The organism is Wenjunlia vitaminophila DSM 41686, assembly GCF_000380165.1.
GTDB lineage: Bacteria > Actinomycetota > Actinomycetes > Streptomycetales > Streptomycetaceae > Wenjunlia > Wenjunlia vitaminophila.
Genome location: NZ_KB904636.1, coordinates 104,000 through 121,532, shown reverse-complemented (window position 1 = coordinate 121,532; position 17,533 = coordinate 104,000). Strand labels below are relative to the sequence as shown.

The window sequence follows — 17,533 nt, the reverse complement described above, 5'->3', positions numbered from 1 at the left end:
CCACGGGGTCGAAGCTGCCGGCAGTGGCCATGACACGCCCCCTCGCACGGTGGGGACCCAGCACGCTACCGCCGGGTAACCACATGGTGGAAGAGGGGCGCCCGACACCGAGTCAGGTGTTCCGCAGCCGCCCGGACCGGTGACGGGGCCCGGCCCGGGCGGTCGGTGCGACCGCGGACGCCCCGCCCGTCAGCGGTGGGAGGGTGTCACGCCCCCGCCCCTCGGGATTCGACGACGATCACATCGAGGGTGCGCGGCCCGTGCACGCCCTCGACCCGCTCCAGTTCGATGTCACTGGTCGCGGACGGGCCGGACACGAAGGTCAGCGGCCGGCGCGGGTCGAGCCCGCCCAGGGCGTCCGGCACGTCCGGAACGATCCGGTCGGCGTGCACCACGCACAGGTGGTAGTCGGGCACCAGGGTCAGGGCGCGGCGGCCCTGACCCGGCCCGGCGTCCAGCACCACCGTCCCGGTGACCGCGATGGCCACCGCCGCCGTGGTCAACGTCCCCTCCGCCGCGTCGAGTTCCGTGACGCCCAGCGGCGGGTCGTCCCTCACCCACCCCCAGTCGCCGTCCGGCAGCAGACCGGCCGGGAACCCCTCGGGGACGATCACGCGTCGTGCGCCGTGCCGCTCCAACGCGGCGGCGACGGCACCGGCCGCCTCGTCGGGGGCGCACCGCACCACTGTGGCACCGTAGTCGGCCACCCGCTCGACGAAGAGGCCGACCACGTCGTGGCCCGCGTGGCTGCGCAGGTAGTCGCGCACCACACCCACCTGGTCGGGGGTCTCGTCCCGCGGCACGTCGGCGAGGGCGGCCCTGATCCGGCCGAGTACGGTTCGGCGGCTGCTCATCCTCCACCCTCCCGGTTCTTCCGCCACCAGTCGCGGAACGACTCCCGCGGCGGCACCGCGGTGTCCCGCGCGTTCGACCAGCCGCGCAGCGGGCCGGGGAGCCGCCGGACGCGTCCCCCGCGACCGACCACCCCTCCCCCCACCGCGGCGGCCCGCTGTGCCATCCTCCACAGCCGCGGCGAGTTCAGCACCGCCGCCGCGGCCTTCATGGCCACCGCCTCCGCCGTTGGCGGTCTGAGGCCCTGCCGCCCGCCCTCGACCACCTCGGCCCGCAGGTGCGTCAGCACCTCCGGAATGTTGATCTTCACAGGACAGGCGTCGTAACAGGCACCGCACAGGGTGGAGGCGAACGGCAGGGACGCGGCCTGCCCCACCCCCACCAACTGGGGGGTCAGCACCGCACCGATCGGCCCCGGGTACACCGAGCCGTAGGAGTGGCCACCGGTCCGCTCGTACACCGGGCAGACGTTCAGGCAGGCCGAACAGCGGATGCACGCCAGGGCCTGGCGCCCCACGGTGTCCTTCAGCACGTCGGTGCGCCCGTTGTCGAGCAGGACGAGGTGGAAGGCCTGCGGGCCGTCCCCGGCCACCACGCCCGTCCACGTGGAGGTGTACGGGTTCATGCGTTCGCCCGTGGAGCTCCTGGGGAGGAGCTGGAGGAAGACCTCCAGGTCGGTGAACCGCGGCACGACCTTCTCGATGCCCATCACCGTGATCAGTGTTTCCGGCAGGGTCAGGCACATCCGCCCGTTGCCCTCCGACTCCACCACCACTACGGTGCCGGTGTCCGCCGCGGCGAAGTTGGCCCCGGACACCGCGACCCTCGCGGTCAGGAACTTCTCGCGCAGGTGCTGACGGGCCGCCTCGGTGAGCGACTCGAGGCCGTCGTCGAGGTCCCGCGGGGCGGCGCGTCCCCACGCGCCCATCTCGCGCTGGAAGATGTCCCGGATCTCCGCACGGTTCCGGTGGATGGCCGGGACAAGGATGTGGGAGGGACGGTCCTCGCCGAGTTGGACGATCAGCTCCGCCAGATCCGTCTCGTACGCGGTGATGCCCGCCTCGGCGAGCGCCTCGTTGAGACCGATCTCCTGCGTGGCCATGGACTTGACCTTGACCACCTCGCGCTCACCGGTGGCCCGCACCAGTCGGGTGACGATCTGGTTGGCCTCCGCGGCGTCGGCCGCCCAGTGGACGGTGCCTCCGGCGTCGGTGACGGACCGCTCGAGCTGCTCGAGGTACCGGTCCAGGTGGCGCGCGGTACGCCGCTTGAGTGCGGAGCCGGCCTCCCGCAGCGCCTCGAAGTCGGTCAGCTCCTCCACTGCCTGGAGGCGTTTGGCGCGGATGGTTGACGTGGCGTGCCGCAGGTTGCGGCGCAGTTGGGTGTCGGTCAGGGCGGTGCGTGCCGCCTTGGGGAAGGCGGGCGTGCCCAGCCAGACCCGCCCGTCGCTGCCGGTGCTCAAGGTCGCTGCCCTCCCGTGGCGGCCAGGATCTCCGCCAGGTGCATGGTGCGGACGCCGGCGCTGAGTCGGTCGAGTCCGCCACCGATGTGCATCAGACAGGAGTTGTCCGCGGCGCACACGACCTCCGCGCCGGTGTTCAGCACGTCACTCATCTTGTCCGCGAGCATGGCGGTGGAGGTGTCCGCGTTCTTGATCGCGAACGTGCCGCCGAAGCCGCAGCAGGCGTCGGCCCTGGGCAGCTCGACGAGGTCGATGCCCCTGACGGCGCGGAGCAGTCGCAGCGGCCGGTCACCCAGGCGCAGCCCCCGCAGGGAGTGGCAGGTGGGGTGGTAGGTGACCCGGTGCGGGAAGTGGGCGCCGACGTCGGTGACGCCCAGGACGTCGACCAGGAACTCGGTCAGTTCGTACACCCGGGGCGCGACCGCGGCCACGGCGTCCGGCAGCCCGGCGCCGCCGAGCCCGGCGAGGAGCGGGTGGCTCTCCCGGACCGTGCCGGCGCACGAGGCGGAGGGCGTCACCACCGCGTCGTAGCCGGCGAACGCCTCGGCGAACCTGGCGACCAGGGGCACGGCCGCACGCCGGTAACCGGTGTTGACGTGCATCTGGCCGCAGCAGGTCTGCTCCTGCGGGAACTCCACGGTGTGGCCGAGGCGTTCCAGCACGCGCAGCACGGCGCGGCCCGTGCCGGGGAACATGGTGTCGTTGAAGCACGTGATGAACAGCGCGATCCGCATGCGACGTCACCCCCTCCCCGGGACAGGAGCGTCGGAGGCGATGAGGTGTCGGGCCCGCAGCTCCTCCCACAGGGCGTCGGGGATCTCCCGCTCGGCGAGGGTGGCCGCGTCGGTGACCTCCCAGGCACTGCGCAGGCCCAGCAGGACCCCGGCGACGGCGGGGTGCCCCAGGGGGAACCGCGCGGCGGCGGCGCGCAGCGGCACCCCGTGGCGTTCGCAGAGGTCCCGCATGCGCAGGGCCCGCTGGAGCACCGGTGCGGGGGCCGCGGCGTAGTCGTACCTCGAGCCGGGGTGGGGGTCGGCGAGCAGGCCGGAGTTGAACACCCCGCCGGCGATCACCGAGGTGCCCCGCCGCGCCGCGGCGGGCAGCAGTTCGGCCAGTCCGCTCTGGTCGAGCAGCGTGTAGCGGCCGGCCAGCAGAACCGCGTCGATGTCGGTGTCGGTGACGAACCGCGTGGGCAGGGCGGTCTGGTTCATGCCGACGCCGATGGCCCGGACCACCCCCTCGGCGCGCAGCCGCTCCAGCGCGGGGTACGCCTCGCGCAGCGCCTGTTCGGCGTGGTCGTCGGGGTCGTGCAGGTAGACGATGTCCACCCGGTCGAGCCCGAGCCTCTCCAGGCTGGCGTCCAGGCTCCGCCGCACGCCGTCGGCGCTGAAGTCCCACACCCGGCGGGAGGTGGCGGGGACGGCGAAGCCGTTGGCCAGGTCGTCACCGGTGTTCCCGGGAGTGGGGACCAGGAGCCTGCCGACCTTGGTGGAGATCGTGTACTCGGCCCTGGGGCGCTCGCGCAGGAAAGCGCCGAGGCGCCGCTCGGCCAGGCCCAGGCCGTAGTGCGGGGCGGTGTCGAAGGAGCGGATGCCCACGTCCCACGCGGTGGAGAGGGTACGGGCCGCGTCGTCGTCGGTGACGGCGGTGTAGAGGTTCCCGATGCCCGCCGAGCCGAACGCGAGCCGCGTCGTCCAGGCGGTGCCGCGGCCGACCGCCGCGCGCTGGATGCCGGCGTTCACCGGCTGGCGGGCCTCAACCGCAGGCCCGCCATGCCGCCGTCGACGGCGAGCGCGGTGCCGGTGACGCTGGCGGCGGCCGGGGAGGCCAGGTAGACGATGGCCGCGGCCACCTCGTCCGCGGTGACCAGCCTGCCCGTGGGTTGCCGGGCACACAGCGCGGCGCGTTCCGTGGCCGGGTCCTCGGCGGCGTCCAGCAGCCGGCCCACCCAGGGCGTGTCCACCGTGCCCGGGTTGACGCAGTTGACGCGGATGTTCTCCCGGACGTGGTCGGCGGCCATCGCGAGGGTGAGGGACAGCACGGCGCCCTTGCTCGCGGAGTACAGGGCGCGCTGCGGCAGGCCAGCGGTGGCGGCGATCGAGCAGGTGTTGACGACCGCGGCGTTCGCGGACCGGCGCAGGTGGGGGAGGGCGGCGCGGGTGGTGCGGACCACGCCGAGGACGTTGACGTCCAGCACGGAACGCCACTGCTGGTCGGGGTTGTCCTCCACGGTGCCGGCGGCGCCGACCCCGGCGTTGTTGACGAGGATGTCGATGCCGCCCAGCTCCGTCGCCGCGGCCTCGACGGCGGTGCGGACGCTGGCGTCGTCGGCGACGTCCACCCGCAGGCCCACGAGCGGTGCGCTGACGGCCTCGGGGGTGAGGTCCAGGACCGCCACCCGGGCGCCGTGCGCCTGGAGCGCCAGCGCCGTGGCCCTCCCGATGCCCGAGGCGCCGCCGGTGACCACGGCGCGCAACCCGGCCAGACCGTTGGTCGTCATGCGCGCACCCCCAGGCTGTCGCGGGGGGTGTCGTCCGAACCCTCGGCGGCCGACGGACCCGGGACCGCCGCGCGGTCGGCCACCCAGAACGCCCCGTCGGGGTAGGTGTAGGCGGTGAGCGAGGCGCGTTCCATGTCGGCGGAGAAGCCGGGCACGGTCGGGGCGACGTAGTGGCCGTCGCGGATCACCACCGGTGCGGTGAAGTGCTCGTGCAGGTGGTCGACGTACTCGATGACCCGGTCCTGCGTGGTGCGGCTCAGCGCCACGTAGTCGAACATCGACAGGTGCTGGACCAGCTCGCACAGGCCCACCCCGCCGGCGTGGGGGCAGACCGGGACGCCGAACTTGGCGGCCAGCAGCAGGATTCCCAGGTTCTCGTTCACCCCGCCGACCCGTGCCGCGTCCAGTTGGAGCACGTCGATCGCCCCGGCCTGCAGGAGCTGCTTGAACACGATGCGGTTCTGGACGTGCTCGCCGGTGGCCACCTTGACGGGGGCCACGGCGTCGCGGATCGCCGCGTGCCCGAGGATGTCGTCGGGGCTGGTGGGCTCCTCGATCCAGTACGGGTCGAACTCGGCCAGGGCTCCCACCCACGCGACGGCGTCGTCGACGTTCCACCGCTGGTTGGCGTCGATGGCCATCCGGACGTGCGGTCCGACCACGGACCTGGCGACCCGGCAACGGCGGATGTCGTCGTCGAGGTCGGCGCCGACCTTCAGCTTGATCTGGGCGAAGCCGGCGGCCACCGCTTCCCGGGCGAGCCGGGCGAGTTTCTCGTCGGAGTAGCCCAGCCAGCCGGGCGAGGTGGTGTAGGCGGGGTAGCCCTTGCGCAGCAGGGCGTCCTCGCGTTCCTCGCGTCCCTCCTTGCCCCGGCGCAGCAGGTCGAGGGCCTCCGCCGGGGTGAGCGCGTCGGTGAGGTACCGGAAGTCGACCTGTGACACCAGCCACTCGGGGTCGGCGTCGGCGAGCAGCTTCCACAGGGGTTTGCGCTGCCGCTTGGCCGCCAGGTCCCACACGGCGTTGACCACGGCACCGATCGCCATATGCATGACGCCCTTCTCCGGGCCGAGCCACCGCAGTTGGCTGTCACCGACGAGGGAACGGCTGACCAGTCCTGGGTCCGCGCACAGCTCGTCCACGGAGCGGCCCACGACGTGGCTCCTGAGGGCCTCGATGGCCGCCACCTGGACGTCGTTGCCCCGGCCTATGGTGAAGGTGAAGCCGTGACCGGCGAGCTCGTCGGGGGAGTCGGTGCGCAGCACCAGGTACGCGGCCGAGTAGTCCGGGTCCGGGTTCATCGCGTCGGACCCGTCCAGCTCCCGTGAGGTGGGGAAGCGGACATCGAAGGTGTCCATCGCGATGATCCGCGCGAGGTCTGGGGACAACGGGATTCCTTTCACACCCTCCACTGTGGTGCTTCAGCCCCACGGCGAAGACGGAACAGCACCAACCGAGAGCATAGATCGGATGATTGGGTGGCGATGGGTGGGACACTACGCTGCGACACCGGAACAGGCAAGTATTCATCCGATGTTTTCAGGTCGGGTCTTCCTCGTGGTGACACGCTGTGCGAGAGGGTTGGGACTGCCTGTGTATCGCTCGGGTTGCGATGAGGCTACAGCAGCAAGTCATCCGATGAATATCTTGTCACCGTTGCTCCTGTTCCCGTAACCTCCCCGACATGCGCCCATCGGAGGGCCTATTCCTCGGATGGCACAGAGGGAGTCTCTTCCATGTCAGGCGCAGAACGCCACCAGCACAGCGCGAGCGAAGCAGCCGTCAGCACGGATCTCACCGCGCCGCAGGACACGCCCCGCGCGTGTCAGCCGGACGTGCCGACGGCAGCGGACCCGGCCTGGACCTCCGACCGGTAACACACCATGACAACCCGCCGACGCACGAGCGCCGGCCCCACAAAGAGAGTGTGCGCCATGAAGCTCACGAGCATTCGTACAGCCGCCGCGGCCTCCGCGGTACTGATGGTGGCCGGGCTCGTCACGGCCTGCAACCGTGAGAGCTCCACGGACGGGGGCAGCGAGAGCAAGCCGAAGATCGGGGTTGACCTCCCCCGCTCCGACTCCGACTTCTGGAACTCCTACGCCCAGTACATCACCAAGGAGAAGGACAAGGGCGACCTGAACCTGCTGCCCACCAGCAACTCGCAGAACGACGTGACCAAGCTCGTCGCCAACGTCCAGGTCTTCCAGAACAGCGGCGCCAAGGCCGTGGTCATGGCCCCCCAGGACACCGGCGCCATCGCCTCCACCCTGGACCAGCTCGCCGCCAAGGACATCCCCGTGGTCAGCGTCGACACCCGCCCCGACAAGGGCGACGTCTACATGGTCGTGCGCGCCGACAACCGGGCCTACGGCACCAAGGCGTGCGAGTTCCTCGGCGAGCAGCTCGGCGGCAAGGGCAAGGTCGCCGAGTTGCAGGGCGCGCTGGACTCCATCAACGGGCGGGACCGTTCCGAGGCCTTCGCCTCATGCATGAAGGAACGATTCCCCAACATCAAGGTCTTCGAGCTGCCCACCGACTGGAAGGGCGACGTGGCCTCCGCCAAGCTGCAGAGCCTGCTCGCCCAGCACCCCGACCTCAACGGCGTCTACATGCAGGCCGGCGGCGTCTTCCTCCAGCCCACCCTCGCCCTGCTCAAGCAGAAGGGCCTGCTGAAGCCGGCCGGGACCAAGGGCCACATCACGATCATCTCCAACGACGGCATCCCCCAGGAGTTCGACGCGATCCGCAAGGGCCACATCGACGCCACCGTCTCCCAGCCCGCCGACCTCTACGCCAAGTACGCGCTGTACTACGCCAAGGCCGCGGCCGAGGGCAAGACCTTCAAGCCCGGGCCCACCGACCACGACTCCACCATCGTCAAGATCCCCAACGGCCTGGAGGACCAGCTCCCCGCGCCTCTGGTGACCAAGGAGAACGTGGACGACGCCGCCCTGTGGGGCAACACCGTCAAGTGACCCTGCCGGCGCCCCCCAGGGCCCCCGCTCGGCCGGACCGGCGACGGCCGGTGCCCCGCAAGGAAAGGACGGCACACCCGCCATGGTGAACACGGCGACCCCCCCGGTCACCACCACCCCCGTGGCCCAGGCGACCGGTATCTCCAAACGCTTCGGCGCCACCGTCGCCCTGCGCGACGCGCACATCACCGTCATGCCCGGTGAGGCCCACGCCCTCGTCGGGCGCAACGGGGCCGGCAAGTCCACCCTCGTCTCCATCCTCACCGGCCTGCAGAAGCCCGACGCGGGCAGCCTCGCCTTCCAGGGCGAGCCCGCGCCGGCCCACGGCGACATCAACGCCTGGCGGTCCCGCGTGGCCTGTGTCTACCAGCACTCCACGATCCTGCCCGAGCTCACCGTCGCCGAGAACCTGTTCCTCCACCGGCAGAGCCCCTCGGCGCTGCGTCCCATCCGCTGGAAGGACCTGCGCCGACAGGCGAGGGACCTGCTGGCCGAGTACGGTGTCGAGCTGGACCCCGACGCGCGTGCCCGCGACCTCACGGTGGAGCAGCGGCAGTTCGTGGAGATCGCCCGCGCCCTGTCCTTCGGGGCCCAGTTCATCATCCTCGACGAACCCACCGCCAAACTCGACGCCCGGGGCATCGACCGCCTTTTCGGCAAGCTGCGCGACCTCCAGCAGCACCACGTCGCCTTCCTGTTCATCTCCCACCACCTGCAGGAGGTCTACGACCTGTGCAGCAGCGTCACCGTCTTCCGGGACGCCCGTCACATCGTGACCGCCCCGGTCGCGGAGCTTGACCGTGACGCACTGGTGGAGGCGATGACCGGGGAGGCCACGCAGACCTCCGACGTCTGGTCCGAGTTCAGCTCGGCGACGGCCGGCCGCCCCCTGCTGTCCCTGGACGGGCTGACCCTCCCCGGGGTGTACGACGACGTGTCCCTGACCGTCCGGTCCGGGGAGGTCGTGGGCGTGGCCGGTTCTGCCGGCAGCGGCAGCGTCCAGCTCGGCGAGACGCTCGCCGGACTGCACCGCGCCAGCGGAGGGGCCACCGTCGCGGGCCGACAGATCCGCACCGGCGACGTGCCGACCGCGCTCGCCGCCGGTGTGGCCCTGGTGCCCGAGGACCGCCACCTCCAGGGGCTGGTGCCCGGTCGCAGCGTGACGGAGAACGCCACCCTGAGCGTCGGCGACCAACTGGGACCGTTCGGGACCGTGCTTCCCTCCCGCTCCAGGAGGTTCGCCGAACGCATGATCAAGGACCTCGACATCAAGACGCCCGACGAGCGCACCCCGGTGTCGGCCCTGTCCGGCGGCAACCAGCAGAAGGTCGTGATCGCCCGGGCCCTCGCCACCGACCCGCACGTCCTGGTGGCCATCCGCCCCACCAACGGTGTGGACGTGAAGTCGAAGGAGTTCCTCCTCGGCAGGATCCGCAGGATCGCCGAGGAGGACAAGGCCGCACTGATCGTCTCTGACGAGTTGGACGACCTCCGGGCGTGCGATCGGGTCGTGGTCATGTTCCAGGGCCGGATCACCGCCGAGTTCGACCGCGGTTGGAGCGACGAACAACTGGTCGCCGCCATCGAGGGCATGGCCGGCACGCACGAAAGGAAGGGCAGCGATGCCGACCACGACTGACGCACCCACGATCAAGGAAACACCGCTGAAGAGGGCCGCGGGGCCCAGCAGGGCCCCCGACCTGGCGAGGTTCCGCGACCTGTCCCTGGTGCCGGTGCTGCTGGTGCTCGGCGTCATCGGGTTCATCGTCTCGCCGGCGTTCCTCACCAACGACAACCTGATCGGCGTCGCCCAGCAGTCCACCGAACTCAGCCTGTTGGTGCTGGCCCAGGCACTGATCCTGATCTCCGGACGGATGGACCTGTCACTGGAGTCCACCATCGGTGTCGCCCCCGTCATCGCGGTGTGGATGGTGCTGCCCGCGGACGCCGGGCGGTTCAGCGGCCTCGGACTCCTCCCCGGTTCCTTCTCCGTGCCGCTGTGCCTGCTCGTGGGCGCGTTGATCGGCGCGTTGAACGCCTTCCTCATCCTCAAGCTGCGACTCAACGGCTTCATCGTCACGCTGGGCATGCTGACCATGCTGCGCGGTCTGCAGATCGCGATCTCCGAGGGCCAGTCGATCGTTGACCTCCCGTCGTCGTTCACCTACCTCGGGCAGGCCTCCTGGCTCGACGTCCCCGCCTCCATCTGGATCTCCGTGCTGCTGTTCACCCTCGGTGGCGCCGCACTGGCCTGGCTGAAGCACGGCAGGGCCCTGTACGCGATCGGCGGCAACCCCGAGGCCGCCCGCACCGCGGGCATCCGCGTCGACCGCGTGGTCTGCGTCGTCCTGATCCTCGCCGGTGTGCTTGCGGCGCTGGCGGGCATCCTCTACACCGGCCACTACGGCTCGGTGTCGGCGAACCAGGGCAGCGGCTGGATCTTCCAGGTCTTCGCCGCCACCGTGATCGGAGGCGTCAGCCTCAACGGCGGGAAGGGCACCCTGTTCGGGGCGCTCACCGGTGTCCTGACCCTGCAGCTCGTGGTCAACATCATGACGCTCGGCGGCGTGCCCCCGCTGTGGAACCAGTTCCTCAACGGGGTGATCATCATCGTCGCCCTGATCATCTCCCGGTTCGCCTCCGGGCAGAAGCAGGAATGACCCGTCGTGACGTCGGTCTCCGGAGCGGTCAGGGCCCGGAGACCGACGGTCCTGCCCGGGAAGGCGTGCCCAAGGCACGACGGAGCCCTCATGGCGGCGGCCGGCCGGGGGAGACCCCCGGCCGGCCGAACCGCGCTGCCGGTGACGGGACCCTGGCGGGCCCCGTCACCGGCAGCGCGGTGTCACAGCGCGGTGTCCAGCCACCGCACGACGTTGGCGATGTGGATCGTCGCCCAGGCCTCCGCGGTCTTCGCGTCGTGCTCGGTCAGGGCGTCGAGGATGGCCCGGTGCTCGGCCAGCGTCCGGGCCACGGCCGCCTCCTCGGTGATGCCGCGCCACACCCGGGCGCGCACCGTCGCGGCGGACAGTGAGTCCAGCAGGGAGCACAGCAGGGGAATGTCGGAGGCCCTGGCGATCCGCCGGTGGAACTCCAGGTCGTTGGCGACGAGTTCCTCCAGGCTCGGCTTGTCGCCGAGGCTGTCGAGCAGCTCGCGCAGCTCCGCCAGCGCCCCGTCCTCGATCCGCTCGGCGGCCAGGCCCGTCGCCGCGGGCTCGAGAATCCCCCGGACCTTCAGTGCCTGGAGGGCCTGGTCGTCCCGGTGGAAGTCCAGGACGAAGGAGACGGCCTCCAACAGCAGGTGCGGCTCCAGGCTGGAGACGTACGTCCCGTCCCCCTGGCGCACGTCGAGGACGTTCAGCAGGGACAGGGCCTTCACCGCCTCGCGCAGGGAGTTGCGGGACAGCCCGAGTTCGGCGGCGAGGTCGGCCTCCTTGGGAAGCCGGTCCCCGGGGCGCAGCGCACCGGAAAGGATCATCTCTTTGATCTTTCCGATGGCCTCGTCGGTCACAGCCATCACAGACCTCCCCTGCAGTCTCAACCAGATACACAGACGCGGCGGCGGCCTGTTGACCAGCACGGTGACGTGCTTGCCACTATACATCCGATGTGTCACCCGGCTCCTGCCGCGAGCAGGGCCGTGCTCCCGCCGGACGGCCAGCGGGATCCCCACCGCGCCGTGAACCCGTCGAGTCGGGGCGATCACATCCTGCTACAGGGTGGAGGCTGCCGGCCGCCGGCACGCCATCCTTCACCTCACCTGCTCAAACGGAGGCCGATCGGCTCGCGGTCCGCCGTCCGGGTCACCGTCGGCACCCCAGCGCCGCCACCCGTCACGGTGGTTGCTCACGCGCCGCCCCCGTCGCGGCCGGTGCCCGCGCCGCGCCGTGCGGTGCGTCGGCTTCCGCACCCCGTCGCCCGGCACGCCGGGAGGCGCGGGTCCGGCTGCCCGGAGTGGGCGGGGCGGACGCGCCGCCCCGATGACGACAGGCACGGTCCGAGCCGCGGGGACATCGGACCAATCACGGATTCTTGCGCGGGCTATTGACAGGCTTTCGGCCTCCCTCAATCATCAGACCTCCGATGAATACTCGGCTCAACCCTCCTTGGAGTACCGACTCGTGAGCACCTATCCAAGACGCCAAGTCCTCGGAGCAGCAGCAGGAGTCGCCGCCGTGGCCGCCGTGCCGCTCGCCGCGGGCCACGCCTCCGCCGCGCCCTCCTCCGCGACCCGGTCCGCGGCGACGGACCCCGCGTGGGGAACCGTCCCCGACCCGGTGGTGGTCCCGCTGGAGGCGTACTTCGACAACGACGCCATCGACACCGCCGACGCGCGGGGAGGCAACTTCGACGGCTCGGGCTACACCTTCCCCGGTGAGGAACTCCCGGCGGGCCGCGTCGAGGTCAACGGCGTCCCGTTCGCGTTCCCCTCGTCGGCCGCGGGTGCCAACAACAACGTCGTCGCCATGGGCCAGCGCATCGACATCCCCAAGGCGCGGTACCTGTCGGCGCTGTTCCTCACCGCCGGCAGCTACGGCCACGCCTCGGGGCTGGCGACCGTGCACTACGCCGACGGCTCCACGTCCACCGGGGGCGTCAGCGGACCGGACTGGTACGGGGCCGGTGGTCGCCTCTCGGCCCCCTACCGGTACCGGCCGGACGGCACGAAGGACGAGCACCAGGTCGGCCTGGGCACCAGTGACCTGTACATCGACCCGCAGCGCGAGGCGGTGGCCATCACGCTGCCCGTCACCAACCCCGCGCAGGAGTACAAGACCTCCCTGCACGTCTTCGCGCTCACCCTCCAGCCGGCCGCCACCGGCCGCGCGGTCCTGCTCCGCGACGCGCACTCCACCGTGTCGCTGCTGGAGGACTCGGGTGCGCAGAGCGTCGAGGCGACCGTGATCAACGCCGGCTCGGTCGCCATCCTGGCCGGGGACGAGCTCACGGTGAGCGTCCAGGTGCCGGGTGCCCGCACCGTGCAGCCCGCGCCCATCACCCGTCTGGAGCCCGGGGAGGAGGTCCGCGTCCGCGTCGGCATCCGCAACCGCGTCGGGGTGCGTCCGGGAACGGTCCAGGACGGGCGTGTCGTCGCGGCGGGCACGGGCGGGACCGCCGCGTCGAGCGCCCGCCAGCTCACCCTCGGGGTCGGCGACTACCAGCCGACCGACGCGTCCCTGTCGCAGCACCAGGCGCCGTACTGGTTCCACGGCGCCAAGTTTGGCATCTTCATCCACTGGGGCGTCTACTCGGTGCCGGCCTGGGCGCCGGTGGGCAAGCAGTACGCCGAGTGGTACTGGGACCAGATGCAGAACCCGAACAACCCGGCGCACGCGTACCACGCGGAGAAGTACGGCACGGACTTCGCGTACGACGACTTCATCCCGATGTTCACGGCGCAGAGGTTCAACCCGCGCTCCTGGGTGGAGCTGTTCCGCGACGCGGGCGCCCAGTACCACGTCCTCACGTCCAAGCACCACGAGGGGTTCGCGCTCTGGGACACCAAGGTCTCGGACCGCAACTCCGTCAAGATGGGACCCAGGCGCGACCTGGTCAAGGAACTCTTCGACGCGTCCCGCGCGTACACCCCGGAACTCCACCGCGGGCTCTACTTCTCCATGCCCGAGTGGTTCAACCCGGACAACCCGTGGATGGGCCACGCCCCGCGCAACCCCTACACCCTCGAGCCGGTCCCGTACACCGGCTACACGGCGGGCAAGGACTACGTGAAGGACGTCCAGGCCGCGCAGATGCTGGAGCTGATCCACCGGTACGACACCCAGATCATGTGGTGCGACATCGGCGGCGTGAACGACAGCTACAACGTCTTCGCCGAGTACTTCAACCACGGCAAGAACCGCCCGAAGCCGTACGAGGTGACCGTCAACAACCGCGGCGGCATCCCCATCCACGACTTCACGACCCCCGAGTACACGACCTACGACAACACGGTCGTCGCCAAGTGGGAGTCGAGCCGTGGCCTGGACCCGTACAGCTACGGCTACAACCAGGCCACCCCCGACGACATGTATATGACCGCCGAGGCCATCGTGCACAGCCTCGTCGACATCGTCTCCAAGAACGGCAACTTCCTCCTCGACATCGGCCCGCGCGCCGACGGCACCATCCCCGAGGTCATGCAGACCCGGCTGCGCGAGACGGGGGAGTGGCTGGCGGTCAACGGCGAGGCCATCTACGACACCACCTACTGGGCGCGGATGGCGCAGCTCGGCGAGGACCTGCGGTTCACGGTCCGGCAGAACGAGGCCTTCTACATCCACTCGCTCGCCGCACCCGGCGCGAAGCTCACCGTCGAGGCGCCGGTGCCGATCCGCAGCGGGGACAAGGTCACCCTGCTCGGCTACAAGCGCCCCCTGACCTGGACCGTCCGCAACGGCGCCCTGGTCATCGACGTTCCGGAGGCGGCCCGCAAGGCCGGCAAGCACGTGTGGGTGTTCAAGGTGGAGTGGCAGAACTGACGAGAACCCCCACTCGTCCGCACCACCAGGCCGGCGTCGGCACCGCTGCCGACGCCGGCCCCCGCACAACCCTGATTCATCCGACCTTCTCGTCCCTGCTTCTCTGACCGCGCGCCGCCGCAACAGTCCGGACATCGGAACAATGCTCCAGGGCGGCGGCCTACTCGGTGGACCGAGCAACAGGCGGCGTCCGCCCACAGGCTCGTCACCGCGGCACAGGGCGGTCCCGTCGCACGTGCGCCTGACCCACCTCCAGGAGACCCAGTTGAACAGAACCACACAGCCAGGGCGGGCATCTCGCCGACTGTCAGTGGCGTTGACCACCGCTGCCCTGGCAGCAGGTCTCGTCCTGCTGCCCACGGCTCCCGCGGACGCGTCCGCCAGCGTCCGGCTGTACGTGTCCCCGGTCGGCAACGACCAGGCGCAGGGCACCGTGAACCACCCGTTCCGGACCATCGAGCGCGCCCAGAGGGCGGTCCGCGCCCTGACCCTGACCAAGCGTGTGGCCGTCCAGGTCGTCGTGCGCGGCGGTACCTACCACCTCCCCCGCACCCTGACCTTCGGACCGCAGGACTCCGGCACCGCCGCCGCTCCGGTCAGCTACACCGCCGCCCCGGGCGAGAAGGTCGTGCTCAGCGGCGGTCGGGTGCTGAAGCCCCGGTGGCGCACGCACTCCGGAGACGTCAAGGTCGCCGACATCGGCACCGGACTCGCCTTCGACGAACTCTTCCTCGACGGGGAGCGCCAGGTCCTGGCCCGCTACCCCAACTACGACCCCTCCCAGGCGATCCTCGGCGGCACGGCCGCGGACGCCATCTCCCCCGCCCGCGTGGCGACGTGGAAGAACCCCACGACGGCCCTGGTCCGAGCCCTGCACCAGCACATGTGGGGAGGCAACTCCTTCAGGGTCACCGGTGTCAACGAGGACGGCACCGCCAAGCTGGACTGGGTGGGCGACAACAACCGTGGCAGCGGTATGCACGGCAGCTACCTCATGGTGGAGAACGTCTTCGAGGAACTGGACGCGCCCGGTGAGTGGTTCTACGACAAGGACGCGGGCAAGCTGTACCTCTACGCCCCCGAGGGCGCGGACCTGTCCACCTCGCGCATCGAGACGGCCGAGCGGGAGGAACTGATCCGGGTCCAGGGCGAGAGCCCGGAGCGGCCGGTGCGGCACCTGACCTTCTCCGGCTTCACCTTCACCCAGACCCACCGCACGCTCTTCACCCGCCCGTACGAGAAGCTCCAACTCGGCGACTGGGCCATCGCGCGGACAGGAGCCGCGTACCTGAAGAACACCGAGCACGTGGACATCCGGAACTCGCGCTTCGACCAGGTCGGCGGCAACGCCGTCTTCCTGGACGGCTACAACAGGCACGACGTCGTCTCGGACAACGAGTTCAGCCACTCCGGCGCCTCGGACGTCGCGGTCATCGGCAACCCCGACGCCGTGCGCGACCCTTCCACCTGGGACGACTTCCGCAGGACCCTCACCGACACCACCCCGGGCCCGAAGTCCGAGAACTACCCCCGCGACATCCGCATCAGTGACAACTGGATGCACGACAACGGACAGTTCGAGAAGCAGACCTCGGGTGTCCAGATATCGATGAGCCGTCGGATCACCGTCTCCGGCAACACCATCCACGACGGCCCGCGGGCCTGCGTCGACGTCAACGACGGCACGTGGGGCGGGCACGTCATCGAGAACAACGACATCTTCAACTGCGTCAAGGAGACCTCGGACCACGGTCCCTTCAACGCCTGGGGCCGCGACCGCTTCTGGCCGCTGGACGCCGACGACGCCACCAAGAAGTCGTACGCCAAGCTCGACGCCATGGAGACCACGGTCATCCGGCACAACCGGATCTGGCACTCCTCGCAGTGGGACATCGACCTCGACGACGGCTCCTCGAACTACCTGATCGAGGACAACCTGCTGCTGAACGGCGGGGTGAAACTCCGTGAGGGCTTCTACCGGACGGTGCGGAACAACATCTTCGTCAACGGCGGCGGGCACTTCCACGTCTGGTACGCCGACAACGGCGACGTCGTCGAGAAGAACGTCTTCGTCACCGACGACCCGTACGACCTGATCTCGGTGGACCTCGCGAAGAGCAAGCCGCTCATTGACCGCAACCTGTTCTGGAACAACGGCAAGCCCGTCGCCGACATCAACGAGTCCTGGCGTGCCGCGGGCCTCGACGTCAACTCCTTGGTCGCCGACCCGCTGTTCACCGGGACGAGCCCGTTCTCCGATCTCGGCAAGCTCGACTACACCGTGCAGGACGACTCCCCCGCCCTGCAGCTCGGCTTCCAGAACATCTCCATGACCGGCTTCGGCAGGCAGGGCGCCCCCACGCCACCGCCGCTCCAGTGGCGAGTCGTTCCGCCCGACCCGTACAAGGCACTTCCGGAGCCCCTGCTCGGCGCGCGGGCGACCCAGATCTACTCAGACGAGATCAAGTCGGCGGTGGCGCTCGGTGACTACGACGGCCTGTACCTGAAGTCCGTTCCCGACACGTCGCACGCCTACGCCCAGGGCCTGCGGACCAACGACGTCATCCGCCAGATCAACGGCCAGGAGGTCACCGACCGCAACAGCTTCTGGACGGCGTACAACAGGCTCCCGGGCGGCAGCACGTTCACGCTGGGTGTCTGGCGCAACCAGGCGGCCGTCGAGGTCACCCTCGCCAAGCCGTCAGGCGTCGAGGTGATCAACAACACCTCGGGAGTCGCGTACTCGGAAGGCTGGGGCTTCTCCCCGAACCGCGGTGCCGGCGACCTGGTCGACGACGTCCAGTACACGACCACCGACGGTGCCTCCGCCTCACTCACCTTCCACGGGACCGGGATCACCGTCCTCGGCGAGAAGTACTCCGACCAGGGCGACGTCGAGGTCTTCCTCGACGGCGTCTCCCAGGGGCTGGTGGACACCACCTCGGCCGAGCGCCAGGTGCAACAGGCCATCTTCACCGTCGAGGGACTTCCCCGGGGGGAGCACACGGTGCAGATCGTCAAGCGCAGCGGCGTCTACGCCACCCTCGACGGCTTCACGCTGCACACCTGACCCGCTGACCCCACCGCGTCAGAGCCCGGCTCGGCGCGGTGGGACCCACGTCGCCCCGTCCCCGGCCCCGGGGGCGGGGCGACGCGCGCGTGCCCGGAGGGCCACGGGCGACCCCGACCCCCGGGCGACACCTTCCACGGCTGTTCCTCGACCATCCCCCCGTGGTTCACTCGGAGCTGCTGAGCTTCCTGTCGGCAT

12 protein-coding genes are annotated in these 17,533 nt (G+C 70.5%); 5 read left to right on the top strand and 7 right to left on the bottom strand.

Features of this window, described 5'->3' with window-relative positions; all coding sequences use genetic code 11:
• Positions 1-206: 206 nt before the first annotated feature.
• The 6 genes from A3IG_RS0103110 to A3IG_RS28435 are packed head-to-tail and all read right to left on the bottom strand — an operon-like array spanning position 207 to position 6,199.
• Complete coding sequence (locus tag A3IG_RS0103110) at positions 207-854, bottom strand: LutC/YkgG family protein (RefSeq protein ID WP_018382088.1); 648 nt, start codon at positions 852-854, stop codon at positions 207-209.
• Positions 851-2,314 carry a LutB/LldF family L-lactate oxidation iron-sulfur protein gene (locus A3IG_RS0103105; RefSeq protein WP_018382087.1) on the bottom strand — a complete coding sequence of 488 codons (1,464 nt, stop codon included), beginning with the start codon at positions 2,312-2,314 and terminating at the stop codon, positions 851-853. The genes A3IG_RS0103110 and A3IG_RS0103105 overlap by 4 nt, the downstream gene beginning before the upstream one ends.
• Complete coding sequence (locus tag A3IG_RS0103100; RefSeq protein ID WP_018382086.1) at positions 2,311-3,048, bottom strand: (Fe-S)-binding protein; 738 nt, start codon at positions 3,046-3,048, stop codon at positions 2,311-2,313. Before A3IG_RS0103100 ends, A3IG_RS0103105 begins: the two co-directional genes overlap by 4 nt.
• Positions 3,049-3,054: 6 nt before the next feature.
• Positions 3,055-4,056, bottom strand: coding sequence for an aldo/keto reductase (locus A3IG_RS0103095; RefSeq protein WP_018382085.1), 1,002 nt, complete (start codon positions 4,054-4,056; stop codon positions 3,055-3,057).
• On the bottom strand, positions 4,053-4,814 hold the full coding sequence (locus tag A3IG_RS0103090) for an SDR family NAD(P)-dependent oxidoreductase (RefSeq protein WP_018382084.1): 762 nt from the start codon (positions 4,812-4,814) through the stop codon (positions 4,053-4,055). Before A3IG_RS0103090 ends, A3IG_RS0103095 begins: the two co-directional genes overlap by 4 nt.
• Complete coding sequence (locus tag A3IG_RS28435; protein ID WP_018382083.1) at positions 4,811-6,199, bottom strand: L-fuconate dehydratase; 1,389 nt, start codon at positions 6,197-6,199, stop codon at positions 4,811-4,813. Before A3IG_RS28435 ends, A3IG_RS0103090 begins: the two co-directional genes overlap by 4 nt.
• Before the next feature lie 546 nt (positions 6,200-6,745).
• Here A3IG_RS28435 and A3IG_RS0103075 point away from each other — a divergent pair.
• The 3 genes from A3IG_RS0103075 to A3IG_RS0103065 all read left to right on the top strand — a co-directional run bounded on the left by A3IG_RS0103075 (position 6,746) and on the right by A3IG_RS0103065 (position 10,449).
• Complete coding sequence (locus A3IG_RS0103075) at positions 6,746-7,789, top strand: sugar ABC transporter substrate-binding protein (protein ID WP_026219843.1); 1,044 nt, start codon at positions 6,746-6,748, stop codon at positions 7,787-7,789.
• A gap of 82 nt (positions 7,790-7,871) precedes the next feature.
• A complete protein-coding gene (locus A3IG_RS0103070) occupies positions 7,872-9,428 on the top strand; it encodes a sugar ABC transporter ATP-binding protein (protein ID WP_018382080.1) in 1,557 nt (518 codons plus the stop codon).
• Positions 9,412-10,449 (top strand): ABC transporter permease, encoded by a 1,038-nt coding sequence (locus A3IG_RS0103065; RefSeq protein ID WP_018382079.1) that lies wholly within the window; start codon positions 9,412-9,414, stop codon positions 10,447-10,449. Before A3IG_RS0103070 ends, A3IG_RS0103065 begins: the two co-directional genes overlap by 17 nt.
• A 182-nt stretch (positions 10,450-10,631) precedes the next feature.
• Here A3IG_RS0103065 and A3IG_RS0103060 read toward each other — a convergent pair whose 3' ends face one another.
• Positions 10,632-11,303, bottom strand: a complete 672-nt coding sequence (locus A3IG_RS0103060; protein ID WP_018382078.1) for a FadR/GntR family transcriptional regulator — start codon at positions 11,301-11,303, stop codon at positions 10,632-10,634.
• Positions 11,304-11,961: 658 nt separating this feature from the next.
• Here A3IG_RS0103060 and A3IG_RS0103055 point away from each other — a divergent pair.
• Both A3IG_RS0103055 and A3IG_RS0103050 read left to right on the top strand, forming a co-directional pair.
• Positions 11,962-14,265, top strand: a complete 2,304-nt coding sequence (locus A3IG_RS0103055) for an alpha-L-fucosidase (RefSeq protein ID WP_018382077.1) — start codon at positions 11,962-11,964, stop codon at positions 14,263-14,265.
• Positions 14,266-14,575: 310 nt separating this feature from the next.
• A complete protein-coding gene (locus tag A3IG_RS0103050; RefSeq protein WP_018382076.1) occupies positions 14,576-17,335 on the top strand; it encodes a right-handed parallel beta-helix repeat-containing protein in 2,760 nt (919 codons plus the stop codon).
• Positions 17,336-17,533: the final 198 nt, after the last annotated feature.

Bases quoted from the DNA above. Each gene is read 5' to 3' on its own strand.
- A3IG_RS0103090 (WP_018382084.1), bottom strand. From the start codon at position 4,814: ATGACGACCAACGGTCTGGCCGGGTTGCGCGCCGTGGTCACCGGCGGC.
- A3IG_RS0103070 (WP_018382080.1), top strand. From the start codon at position 7,872: ATGGTGAACACGGCGACCCCCCCGGTCACCACCACCCCCGTGGCCCAG.
- A3IG_RS0103100 (WP_018382086.1), bottom strand. From the start codon at position 3,048: ATGCGGATCGCGCTGTTCATCACGTGCTTCAACGACACCATGTTCCCC.
- A3IG_RS0103075 (WP_026219843.1), top strand. From the start codon at position 6,746: ATGAAGCTCACGAGCATTCGTACAGCCGCCGCGGCCTCCGCGGTACTG.
- A3IG_RS0103060 (WP_018382078.1), bottom strand. From the start codon at position 11,303: ATGGCTGTGACCGACGAGGCCATCGGAAAGATCAAAGAGATGATCCTT.
- A3IG_RS0103065 (WP_018382079.1), top strand. From the start codon at position 9,412: ATGCCGACCACGACTGACGCACCCACGATCAAGGAAACACCGCTGAAG.
- A3IG_RS0103110 (WP_018382088.1), bottom strand. From the start codon at position 854: ATGAGCAGCCGCCGAACCGTACTCGGCCGGATCAGGGCCGCCCTCGCC.